The 12416-nt window shown below is 35.6% G+C and carries 11 protein-coding genes; 5 read left to right on the top strand and 6 right to left on the bottom strand.

Features of this window, described 5'->3' with window-relative positions:
* Window positions 1–12 precede the first annotated feature (12 nt).
* The 6 genes from DEU39_RS23475 to tssO all read right to left on the bottom strand — a co-directional run bounded on the left by DEU39_RS23475 (window position 13) and on the right by tssO (window position 7416).
* Window positions 13–1938, bottom strand: a complete 1926-nt coding sequence (locus DEU39_RS23475) for a type VI secretion system Vgr family protein (RefSeq protein ID WP_120233581.1) — start codon at window positions 1936–1938, stop codon at window positions 13–15.
* 197 nt (window positions 1939–2135) lie between these two features.
* On the bottom strand, window positions 2136–2543 hold the full coding sequence (tssD, locus tag DEU39_RS23470; protein WP_062675339.1) for a type VI secretion system tube protein TssD: 408 nt from the start codon (window positions 2541–2543) through the stop codon (window positions 2136–2138).
* Window positions 2544–2930: 387 nt separating this feature from the next.
* Window positions 2931–5336: a type VI secretion system protein TssR domain-containing protein gene (gene tssR, locus DEU39_RS23465; RefSeq protein ID WP_120233559.1), complete on the bottom strand. Its 2406-nt coding sequence runs from the start codon at window positions 5334–5336 to the stop codon at window positions 2931–2933.
* Between the two features lie 47 nt (window positions 5337–5383).
* On the bottom strand, window positions 5384–6295 hold the full coding sequence (locus DEU39_RS23460; protein ID WP_062675341.1) for a PKD domain-containing protein: 912 nt from the start codon (window positions 6293–6295) through the stop codon (window positions 5384–5386).
* 48 nt (window positions 6296–6343) lie between these two features.
* Entirely contained in the window at window positions 6344–6868 is a 525-nt protein-coding gene (locus DEU39_RS23455; protein WP_034697149.1) for a type VI secretion system transmembrane protein TssO, read from the bottom strand.
* Window positions 6869–6879: 11 nt separating this feature from the next.
* Complete coding sequence (tssO, locus tag DEU39_RS23450) at window positions 6880–7416, bottom strand: type VI secretion system TssO (protein ID WP_062675342.1); 537 nt, start codon at window positions 7414–7416, stop codon at window positions 6880–6882.
* 179 nt (window positions 7417–7595) lie between these two features.
* On the opposite strand from tssO, the gene DEU39_RS23445 reads away from it, so the two are divergent.
* From DEU39_RS23445 to DEU39_RS23425, 5 genes are all read left to right on the top strand, one after another.
* On the top strand, window positions 7596–8267 hold the full coding sequence (locus tag DEU39_RS23445; protein WP_120233558.1) for a response regulator transcription factor: 672 nt from the start codon (window positions 7596–7598) through the stop codon (window positions 8265–8267).
* Between the two features lie 317 nt (window positions 8268–8584).
* Window positions 8585–8875 (top strand): HU family DNA-binding protein, encoded by a 291-nt coding sequence (locus tag DEU39_RS23440; RefSeq protein WP_002984212.1) that lies wholly within the window; start codon window positions 8585–8587, stop codon window positions 8873–8875.
* Between the two features lie 368 nt (window positions 8876–9243).
* Window positions 9244–10803 (top strand): ribonuclease E/G, encoded by a 1560-nt coding sequence (locus DEU39_RS23435; protein ID WP_062675344.1) that lies wholly within the window; start codon window positions 9244–9246, stop codon window positions 10801–10803.
* A 275-nt stretch (window positions 10804–11078) separates the two neighbouring features.
* The gene (locus DEU39_RS23430; RefSeq protein ID WP_120233557.1) at window positions 11079–11546 is read left to right on the top strand and encodes an OsmC family protein; all 468 of its coding nucleotides are present in this window, start codon (window positions 11079–11081) and stop codon (window positions 11544–11546) included.
* A 213-nt stretch (window positions 11547–11759) separates the two neighbouring features.
* A complete protein-coding gene (locus DEU39_RS23425) occupies window positions 11760–12410 on the top strand; it encodes a response regulator transcription factor (RefSeq protein ID WP_228436889.1) in 651 nt (216 codons plus the stop codon).
* Window positions 12411–12416 lie beyond the last annotated feature (6 nt).

Raw genomic sequence — 12416 nt, 5'->3', positions numbered from 1 at the left:
AGACGTTAATTTTTAATGATTAGTCCCTTTTTCACCACTATTCATATGTACAGTCTTAGCACTTTGTATAAGAATATCATCTTCTGAACTTATAGCAGTCATTTTTTTTGCAAAAATATCAGACGTTGAAGACTGTCTTGTATAATCATTATCCACCATTTCTGTCCGGTTATCAGACATTTCCATTCTATTGCCCGTAGCAGTTTCTATAATATCATTACCAGCAGATATTGTGATATTATTTCCAACGTTTGTACTTTGGTTATTTCCCACCGTTGTCGTCATATTCTCTCCTACATTGATGTTCATATTCTTACAGTTCAGGGTCATGGTTTCCGGTGCTGTAATGTTGATATTACTTCCGGTTGTATCCAGATGGATTTCATTTCCGCTTTTATCTGTAATAATAATGCTTTCGTCTTCTGTAAAAACGATTCTGTGGCCGCTTCGCGTTTGTATAGATTTTACACGATTGTCTGCTCCTCCACCAAGGCCTATTCCGCCATGGAACATTCCTCCCATCACAAATGGTCTGTCAGGATGACTGTGCACGAAATTAACCATCACCTGATCGCCTACCTCGGGAATAGCTACATAACCACGATTTTGAGTGATCTGATCGGTTCCTCCTGCATCAGGGCTCATTACTCTTACAAAGTGAGTGTTATCATTCATCTGCCAGTCGAATCTTACCTGAACTCTTCCCTGCCCTTCCGGATCGGTATTGGAAATTACCGTTGCAATCTGTGGCTGTGCAGCCGGTACCGTAAATTCCGGTTTGGGCAGAAAACCCGTGTCTGCGGCAATGGATTCGAAAGTTCCCGTATAATGTCCGATCGTATCAATTTCATGAATGGCTTCTGTCACCATCACCTTCGTAAAATAAGATGTTTCACTGCTGTCCGGTTTTCTCATATGAATATCCGCAATACATCCGGGATGCAAAAAAGGAACGGTTGTAGATCCGGAAACCGAAAATACATTAACTGCTTCACTTCCTGACGCGCTTCTTTGAGAATGCTCCACATCCAGATGCGTTGTTGCTTTGATAGGCGCAACCTGCAGTGCCGGAGTTTTATAGATTTTATCGTTATGAGTATATGCTGTGCGGGCCAAATCACCTAAATGATCAACCGGAGTTTCCCCTGAGGTCAGTTTTTCATGTTTACTGCTGTTATAGCCATAATACTGAGGTTTTGTATGAGCTGCTTTGAGCTCTACCCTGATATTATCAGCATTGCTTCCGTATAAAAGTTTTATAGGCTTATTCTGTGGAGGAAGTTTTCCAAAATGCAATACTTCACCATCATAATAAAATTGTTCTCCATAAGCTTCTGCCATTCTCGACAGATAATTATAATGGGTTTCGTTATACTGGCTGCTGTAAATGATCTGGGAATAATCATTGGTATCGACTCTTATATCAAACCGTTCTTTATCTATTCCCTGTTGTATTACTTCTTTGGCTATGATTCCCATATTAACAGGCTGGCTGCCGCCAAAGCTCTGGATATGCGGAGCACCGTCCAGCAGGATCGTTGGACTGTATCCGGAAAGTACAATATTTCCCAGACTCATTTTTTCCTGACTGAATCCTACTTTGGTAATAACCCCGACAAAATTCCTTTCCGGACTCTCTTCAATATCTTTGTAGGAAATAACAGCCGTAAGACGTTTTCCCAGAAATTTGTTGGCTTCTTCAAGGGTATGGCTCTGCCTGTCTCCCAAAGCATCGTGAGCAAGAATAAGATTGAATTCGTGGTGGTGACCCGCTTTTTGTTTAAGAGTGAAATGTTTATAGTACTTAATAATTTTACCTTCTACAACCAGTGATAATTTAACCAGCCGGTTGATCCCTGCGTGATGATTCGCGGATATCCCGTCTGCATTCTGAGATGGGCGGAAAGAAGATCCTTTGGTCTTTGATTCGGTTTTCATATGCTTTGTGTTTGTGTTTGTGTTTGTGTTTGTGTTTGTGTTTGGTATTAAAGATAACAAAATTTATGTAACAGACACTATATAAATATGTTATAAAATAAAATTCTCAGGTATAGTTTTTTTATTCAGGCAAAAAAAGACCGTCTTAAATAGGGACAGTCTTTCTTCTTATGAATGTTGATAATGTGTGTCAGTATTTAGCTGGATGGCCATAGCCCAGCATATTGAGAAGTACCATAATCTATTGTTTCAGCACTGATTACGAAGCTGATCAGCATACTGTTGCTGTCGATAGCATCGAAATCTACCTGATGCTGGATTACATATCCATTCTGCCATTTCAGTGTAATCAATGTTCCTTCTTCGTGAGATTTGTTAAAAGTAATCTCTCCTACAGTCGGCTTATATTTACCGTTCAGCAAGCTTTCAAGGATATCTGATTTTTCAGTAGCTTCTACTGTAACCTTGATTAATGCGTTGGAAGGATCTGATGCTACACGTCCTGAAACATCTGTAGATCTGGAAACGCTGTAATTCATTTTTAACAGCTTCTGCCCTTCTCCATTATTGAATTTTAAGATTCCTCTTGAATTTCTTTCTGCCATGATTAGTAAATTTAATCGTTAGTAATATTTTGTGATGTGGTGATTGTGTTAGCAAATATAGAGGCTCTTTTCCGCTAAAAAAAACTTTTCCCTATAAATCTGAGATTTTGTAGTAGTTCTACGATTTAATGTCGTAATTCTACGACAATGGATTTACACACCACACGATAACATCCATTAATACAGTGTTTTAAATTATCTCTCCATTTTTAGATAAAAAATAATTTTACACATGAAGGAGAAATAATGAGGTTTAAGATTCAAAGTTTAAGGTTTAAAGTCCGAGGTTTCAGGTTTATGTAAATCAATTTTTTGGTCAATCTGTCTTTATGCGACAAAAAAAGCAGAAGTATATACTCCTGCTTTTAATATCATAAAATGAATTTTTTAATGTTTTGTGTATTCCGGTTGTTCTGTTGGAATTCTTGATGGAGTAAAGTACTCATTAAGCCAGTAGAAAGTCTGTCCGTTCTGCTGAATTTTTACAGCCGGATTGTTTCTGTTGGCAAGCATTCTGTCCGCTAAGTTTTTATAATGCTGGAAATAATTCTTTACCGTTTCACTAGGAACAACTTTTGATTTTTTCCAACCTTTCAGCTTATATTTAGCCATCAGTTCTTCTTCAGAAAGATCAAATCCTGTACTCATTCCGATAGCGTAAGACATTGGCAGCTCATAAAGTGCTCCTTTATCTAAGAATTTTATTGTAGGATTATATTTCTTCAACAGCTTTACATATTCTTTCACCGCTCTTGCCTGATTAAAGTCTGCACGGTCCGCCTGAGTGTTTCTGTAAACTTCAGTGTAGAATGCTTTTAAGTTATCATATTCGGATTCAGAAATAAGGATTCCCTTTTCTATTGCTGGAGTATAATCTTTCAGATCTTTTGGAATATATCCTTTCACAAGGAATGGACTTCCGTAGTTGATCAGCTGTGCAGCAATTCCGGCAGAAACAGGATTGGTAAGCCCTGGATACAGATATTTATATTTCAGATCTACATCTGTTCTTCCTGCGCCTACCGATGAATGAAAATATTCATTCAGAGATTTATCAACAGTCTGATTGTCTAAAGTAACCTGCGCAATAAGGCTGTCAACAGATTTTTTCAGGAATCCCGGAGTGGTAATATCTCCTTTTTTAGGGAAAATAACGAATCCCTGAGACATACTCTGCTTAGGATAAGCTAAAGAGAAAAATCCTTCATCACCTTCCACAAGGTTGAAATTGTTTTTGGTAAGTACATCATATTGGTTGATGATCTTCTGCTTTTTAAGTTCAGCAATATTTTTAGCTGTATTGGTTACCACATTTTCTGCCATCAATACAAAATCATTATAAGTATCAGATGATCTTGCACTGGTCTGGAACATGATTAACCTTGCCTGAGCCTGCGTCAATGAGCTGATTACACTGTACATATTTCCGCTCTGGTTAGCAGAAGTACCTACAGTCACTACAATATTGGTTTCATCAGGAACATTTGAAAGAAGATTTCCAGCTGCAGTAAGAGCTTCTCCTACCGGCTGATAACCATTGTTGCTTGCGCAGTTCATTTCATTTGTTTTCTGATCGATAAACGAAGAAATCTTGCTGTAATCTGTACTTAAATTGGATACAGAAATATTCTCCCCACAAGGATTATTTTTATATAAAACCACTCCATATTTAACATTACTAAAATAAGATGGTTTTTCAAATCTAAGCTGCAGATCCTGTAATAATGATTTTACAATAGGTGCATAAGGTGCATTGGCTGCACTTACATCTAGCGCGAAAACAATATTGATATTTTTATCTCTTTCCGTGATTTCTCTGTAACGGTCAAAATAGATGGGTTCTCCCAATACATTGGATACAAAGTTTTTGCTGTAATCTAAAATATTGGTGAAATATTTTGTCTTTGAATCAGGAGTTGGTGTTTCTTCTAAAGGGAGATTTACCGGGAAGATATTTTCAAGAGGAGTTCTCCTGTTTACATCAGTAAGAAGAACTGCGGTTTTGTTGTCAGCATCAGAAGCTGATCCACCTGGATGCCCTTCATGAATTCCCAGTGTTGTATCATTAATTCCTGTTGTATTTTTTAGTTTGATTGCAGAACGTTCTCCCCAGCTGGAAATTACATTTGAGCTTACCCATCCGTAAAGTCCTTTGTTGATACTGTCCATATCAACAGATGGTTTTTTACCTACCAGGAAACGTTTGTTATTTTCAGCCATCTTGTATACGTAAACAATTTGTCCGTTAGGAATTTTCACGTTGGCTGTTTCAATAAGACTTGGTGAGTTGAACACCATAATAGAGTCGTTTTTGTAGTATCTTTCAGCATTTCTGATGACTTCGCTGTTATTAGGGACTACTGCGACTCTTACAGGATAACCTGTTTTTTCGCTTTTTAAGGCATTATTCCAAAGAAGGAGGTCAGATTCCTGAATCCAGCCGTATGTTTTGACTGATTTTGGGGAAACCTTTTTCATTAAAGCATCCGGAACATATTCTGCTACTTTTACCATTCCGTCTCTATGTTTTAAAACCATTAAAGGTTCAAGGAATTTCACTTCTTTGTAAGACTTCTCATCATCTTTATCCAAATAAGCTGTATTTCTGGATCTGTCTGAAATAACAATCCATGGCACTGACTTTTTTGGATATCCGTTAACGACAGGTGAAGCATCCACCTGCCCATATTGTGAAGGCTCCGGGGTTTTCTTTGACGGCAGTTTTACCTGGCAACTCGTCAATAATACTGATAACCCTATATAATATGCTGCTAGAGGAAATTTATTTTTCATCCTATTTAATCTTTTTATGATTGGCACATCCGTAAGACCGGACGAAATTATTTGCTTTGATTAATATCTACTTTAGTTACACAGTTCTGCGTATCATCCAGGTTTACTTTTACCGTCTGGATTACCGTATTTTTGTCAAACTGAAGGCCTGCACAATACATGTAGAAGTTATTCACTTTGCTGTCATTTACTTTTACCACTGTATTTTCATTGTTACACAGATAAGTTTTCAGCAGGTAATTGTAGTGCATATTGAAACTGTTTCCGTTGGCAATCTGCTGCAGGTGATATTTAAAATCATTGTCTACTTTGGCATAAGAGTCTTCCACTGAAACTTCATCTTCTGCAAGAGCATCATAAGCCGGAAGAATTTTGATACGGTGATAGATAGGGTCCTGGCTTTGTTCTGTGTAAAGAGTCACCAGATACTCTCCAGGTTTTTTATAGGAATAGATGGTAAATTTATCCTTCGCATCTGTATTTCCAGACTCACCGAATTTCCATGCAAACTGTTTTGCATCAGAAACAGCGCGGAAAGTCACATTTTCATTTTGCATCGCCTGACTCACGGCTTCAATAGTCGTTTTTGTCGTTGCAGTATCTTTAGGTTTCTGAACGCTTCTTGCGCCTACCATTACAGGGAAAGATTTCGTGTACTTGTTGTCAACGATCAAGCTTACCTGATAGTACCCTGGTTTATTATAGAAGTGAATACCACTGTTTTTATCTGAAGTTGTTCCATCTCCGAAATTCCATCTTTTGGTTTTCGCAAACTGGGTTTTATCTTCGAATAAAAGTGTGTCTCCTACCGCCAATGAAGACGGATAAACCACCCCAACAATATCATCGGCTGAGTGTATTACCTTTTTCTGCAGCCACAGAGCAACCAATGCTGCGATCAGCAAAGTTGCAATAACACCGATAATAATGTTTTTCTTGTTCTTTTGAAAATAATTCATAGTTAGTAATTGTGATGTGTTTTATTTAAAGTTCCTAGTATTTATTGCTTACTGCATTCTTGCTTTCAGATCTTGCTCGCGCTGATAGAGCTTATTCTGCTTATCTTTAAATCCGATTCTGCATTCATCTACCTGTTTCTGGAAAATTTTAATGTCTTCAGAGGTGGTTGAAATGACTTTTTTGTCATCAAAATACATTTTATAAAATTTTGCGATCTGTGGATAAGCATCTTTGCGGATATCCACAACGTCAGTACTATTGAAATAGCTGTTAAGGTCGTTAACACCCAGCTGGATATTGTTTTCGATGAAAGGCTGTGGCCCGTCGTCCGTAAGTTTGGTAATCATGGTATACGTACTGTCCATGATAGGAAGAACAACTTTCTGGTGTTGTTCGAATTCGGCTTTCTGCTCAAGATTCTGAATTCCTCTTACATCTTCATCAGAAAAAGGAGATACAAATCCTTTTAAAAAGATCACTCCCAAAAATAACATTGCAGTTACCAGCATCAGTATTAAATAAAAAAACTGATAATGCCTTTCTTTCTTAGATAATGTGATTTGTCCTTGCATATCTTTTCTTTTTATCTTCTTCTTTTACTTCCTGTGAAATTTCTTGTAGGGTCTTTTCTCAGTTCATTATTGGTTACTTTGATCTTCCCCATGCATTCATCAAGATCTCTTAAAACTGTTTTCTTCTGATACTCCACTTCAATGATCTTGGCTTTTAAAGTCATCATCGGTACAATTTGCTTCATCAATAAAGCATAATGTTTAAAGCTCTGCACACTGTCTTTACCCATAATGTTTTTAGCATCTCTCACATTATCCATAATACTGGTTCTGAGAAACACTTCATTCTCCACCTTATTAATGCTAAGCTGGTTCATTTTGTCGTAAATATCATCAATGTGATCCTTAAGCACGTCACTTCGAAGCATCAGTTCTTTATAAGCTTCAGCTTCACGGCTAATCCCTTCGCGCTGTATATCATAACTCTTAAAGAAGAGAAATAAGCACGTAAAAGATACAACCGACAAAACAACAAATGACAGAATAAACTTCCAAATGCCCGTTCTGACGTCAGATTTGTTTAATTTTTTTTCCCTGTTAGAAGACATAATTTGCGATTTGTTTGGCCTGTGAAAATATAAAAAAAAAATTTTATGCACAATACGTAATTTCCCCAACCCTGTTTCGTGAAAACCCTGATTAAATTAATATTAATTTTCACTTTGATAAGTTTTTCATAAATTAGACCTCTGAATTTTAAATATCATTCGCCAAATCGATATTAAGAATGAGTAAAATATTATCTAATACCGTACGTTTTTCCATTGCAGACAGTGATTTTTATTTTAAAAAAATAATGATCAAAACTCTTATGGAAAATCCTTTCTATATGCTTCTGAATGATTGTAACAATGGGCATGAACTGGTAAACAGAATCTACAGAAGACAGGAAGATGTGTTCATTATTGAACTCTTCATGCCGGTATTAAGTGGAATTGAAGCTATTAAGTATATCAGAAAAAACAATACTGAAACCCCTATTATTACGTATTCCGGCACTTATCAGGAAGATATGGCGGAAATCCTTTCGAAGATTCCCAACATCTATTACTGTCAGAAAAAAAGCACCATTATAAAGGATATTATTAAAGGAAGTATTGCGTCTGACGACTTCGACTATCAGGCTTATTCCAAAGAATGGGAACAGCAACCTCTTGCTGTACAGGAATACATGGACAGGCAGAAAAAAGGACAGGAAGAGCTGTCACCGGCGGAAATACAACTTATGAGATTCTGTTATGAAGGATTCAGTAATAAAGAAATTGCAGAAAAACTTAATCTGAGTACCAGGACTATAGACACTTATATCAACAGGCTAACAGAAAAGCTGGGGTTAAAGACCAAACTTCATCTGATACGTTTCTGTGTAGAAAACGGATATTATAATTCCAGTTTATAAAAAATTTTGATTTCACTAAAAAAATCAATTCCTCGTGATGTATGAGGACAGAGAAGAGGATTTCAAAATATTATAATCAATATTAAAAAGTACTGTAAAGCCTGCTATAACCAGCATTTATTAAATTTTGTTCACCAAATTTCTGTACCTTTATCCGGCTGTATTATTTTATTGTTAAATAATCTTCACCGCACCTTAATATAGTGTATACATAAAAAGTCCAACTCTTTGAATAAAAATATTTTGCCACTAATTTGCTAGTATTCAATTTTTTTAACTAAATTTGCACACCTAAAATTTAAAATTAAAATAAGGAAATGACAAAGGCAGAATTGGTAAACACCATCTCAAATAAGTTGGGAACAGAAAAGAATGAAACACAGAAAGTTGTAGAAGCTTTTATGCAGGAGATCAGAACTTCTATGTATAATGGGGATAACGTTTATCTAAGAGGTTTTGGATCTTTTATCATTAAAACAAGAGCTGCTAAAACAGGAAGAAATATTTCTAAAAACACTGCAATTGAGATTCCTGCTCATAACATTCCTGCTTTCAAACCTTCAAAATCTTTTGTTGAGAAAGTAAAAACTAAAGTTGCAGTAAAATAAGAACATTAACTGAATATTAACTAGTTACTAAAAAATTAAAATTATGCCAAGCGGAAAGAAAAGAAAAAGACACAAGGTTGCGACTCACAAAAGAAAGAAAAGAAGAAGAGCAAACAGACATAAGAAAAAATAATCTCTTTTTCTCGAGATTTACAATATAATAATATAGTTGGTGGATTTAAATTTTTAAAGTTCACTAACTATATTTTTGTTTGCAACTATAAGATTCCGCGGAAAACGGAGGGTTTCAAATATTATTTTAATAAACATATAATGATTTTCATTCAAAATCCTTATATTTAATAGATGAATTAATCGATAAAAAACATCCACTTCCTATAATCTTAACAATTTTATCTTATTAAAAAATGAAGAAAGAACTAATAGTTTCGCATGAAGATGATCTTACAAAGATTGCGCTGCTGGAAGACGGAAGACTATGTGAACTTCATGAGCAAGAAGACAAAAGCGATTTTATAGTTGGAGATCTGTTTATAGGAAAAGTAAAAAAACTGGCACCCAATCTGAATGCAGCATTCGTCAATATCGGATATGACAAAGATGCATTTCTGCATTATCAGGATCTGGGACCTCAGTATCTTACGTACAGAAAGTTTTTAAAAGATACTATTTCTAAAAAACAAAGCACTTCGAGCTTAAAAAATTTCGAGATACAACCCGAAATAGACAAAAACGGAACGGTAGACAAAGTAATTGCCAAGGACGATCTTGTTCTGTTACAAATTACCAAAGAACCTATTTCTACCAAAGGTCCAAGAATTTCTACCCAGATTTCATTAACAGGGCGTTTCCTGGTTTTAATTCCTTTTGACAATAAAGTTTCTATTTCCAAAAAGATCAGAAGTTCTGAGGAAAAAGAAAGACTGAGAACCCTTATCGACAGCATTAAACCTGAAGGATTCGGAGTAATCATCAGAACGGTAGCAGAAGGAAAAAAAGTAGCAGACCTGCATAATGACATGAACCAGCTGGTTCAGAAGTGGGAAAGCACTTTCAAAAACATCCAGAGAAATAAAGTTCCGTCTAAAGTTTTAAGCGAAGAAGACAAAGCTTCAGCTATTCTAAGAGACAATTTTAATCAGGATTTCGTGAATATCATCTGCGACGATGAGCAAATGGTCAACGAAATGAAAAATTACATTGAAGTAATTGCCCCTGAAAAGAAAAACATTGTCCAGTTTTATGATTCTCATATTCCACTTCTGGAATATTACAATGTTGAAAAACAGCTTAAACAGAGCTTCGGAAAACACGTCAACATTCCGAGTTCCAAAGGAGCTTATCTTGTTATTGAACACACAGAAGCACTTCACGTAGTAGACGTCAACTCCGGAAACAATATTACTACCGGAACTGCTGTCAACAAAGAGCATGCACTGAAAGTGAACAAAATGGCTGCTACAGAAATCGCAAGACAACTTCGCCTCCGCGATATGGGAGGTATCATCGTTATCGATTTCATAGATATGCCGAATTCTGATCACAGAAGAGATCTTTACGAGCATCTGAAAGAGGAAATGAAGCGCGACAAAGCACGCCACAAAATCCTTCCTCCAAGTAAATTTGGTCTGATCCAGATTACCAGACAAAGAAACCGTCCGGAAAAACAGATCGACACCAAAGAAGAAAACCCGAACAAAGACGGAGAAATTGTAGCTCCTATTGTTATCGTGGAAAGAATGGGTGAAACCTTAAGAAATATCCTGCAGAAAGAAAAAGGAAAAATCTACCTGCACGTACACCCATTTGTGGAAGCCTACCTTACAAAAGGCATTAAAAGTATCCAGATGAAATGGTTTATCAAATACAAAAAGTGGGTAACCATTGTTCCAAGGGATTCTTTTAAATATTTAGAATACAAAATCTACAATGCCAAAAAAGAAGAATTGATAGAATTCTCTAATTAAAAAATTTAAAACCTTCAGTTGTACTGGAGGTTTTTTCGTTTTTATAATGTATTGCAATTAATAATTTAAGTTTTGCCTCAAGACAATGGACGATTAGATTATTACACTAGGCGGGCTAAAGCCCACCCTATTGATATTGATATCCAGATGTATAATAGTTGTTTAACAACAATATCTTTTATCTTTTATCTTTTATCTTTTATCTTTTATCTTTTATCTTTTATCTTTTATCTTTTATCTTTTATCTTTTATCTTTTATCTTTTATCTTTTATCTATGAAAAACCACCATTACAAAATTATCGTCCAATGGACAGGAAATAAGGGAACAGGAACCAGCGGCTATAGAGACTACGAAAGAAATCACACCATTTCAGCAGAAAACAAAGTTGTGATTGAAGGTTCATCAGATCCTGCATTCCGTGGTGACAGAACAAAACATAATCCGGAAGACATGCTGTTATCTTCACTTTCCTCCTGTCATATGCTATGGTATCTTCATTTTTGTTCTGAAACCGGCATTATCGTTACAAATTATACTGATGAAGCGACAGGTACCATGGTAGAAACAGCCAGTGGAAGCGGTCATTTTACAGAAGTAACTCTACACCCAACAGTAACAGTTGCTGAAGAATCTATGATTAAAAAAGCAGAACAACTTCATCATAAGGCCAGCGAATTCTGCTTCATTGCCAACTCCGTTAACTTTCCGGTAAAGCATATCCCTACCACGTTAGTTAAATAGTACCACATTTCAAAATAACGTTTAAAAACAACGATGAATAATAGATTTCAACAATAATAACTCCAAAAAATTCCACAAAAAGAGAATTATTTAGCGAAAAATCAATAAAAATAATATTTTACCATCAATAAAAACATAATAATTTGAAATTATTTGTCAATTTTGTTTAAAATATGAAGTTTTTTTCCTATTTTTATATAAACAAAATAAACCATGATGAAACCAAAATTGACTATTTTTGATGAACCGATGCTCTATACAGAAGGATTATCAAGACTACTTACTCAAAGCAAAATTTTTAGTACAATTGATATTTGCAATTCTCTAGAAAACCTCTCAAAACATTTAAAAGAAGAACCTCCGGAAATGCTTGTGATGAGTTCCAACATGCTTATGCTTTCAGAAATATGCAAGCTTGTGGAGACTATTATTGCAAAGCATAAAAATACCAAGATTACTATCATTGGAAGTTCATATGATGTGATTGACATCCGAAAACTCTTCAATAAAGGTATTAAGGCTTATCTGGATAAAAATTGTTCCTATGACGAATTTCTTAAATCCATCAATGTTTTACTTCTTAATGAGATCTATATCTGTGATCAGGCAAAGGAAAGAATGATCAATTTTATTAGTAATGAACAGGGAAAACCCAACCCTCACATCAAAGAACCTCTCACCCGCCGCGAAATGGAAATTCTCAAACTGATCTGTGACGGATGCAGCAGTAAAGATATATCAGAAAAATTATTTATCAGTATCAATACGGTAGAAACACACAGAAAAAGAATTCTTTTGAAACTCAATGCGAAAAACTCAGTCGGAATTGTAAAATATGCGATCGAGAATCATATCATCGACTGAAAGACT

The sequence above is a fragment of the Chryseobacterium sp. AG363 genome, assembly GCF_003610675.1.
In the GTDB taxonomy this organism is placed as follows: domain Bacteria; phylum Bacteroidota; class Bacteroidia; order Flavobacteriales; family Weeksellaceae; genus Chryseobacterium; species Chryseobacterium cucumeris.
The sequence above is the reverse complement of the archived record's forward strand: the minus strand, read 5'-3'. Positions and strand labels throughout refer to the sequence as shown.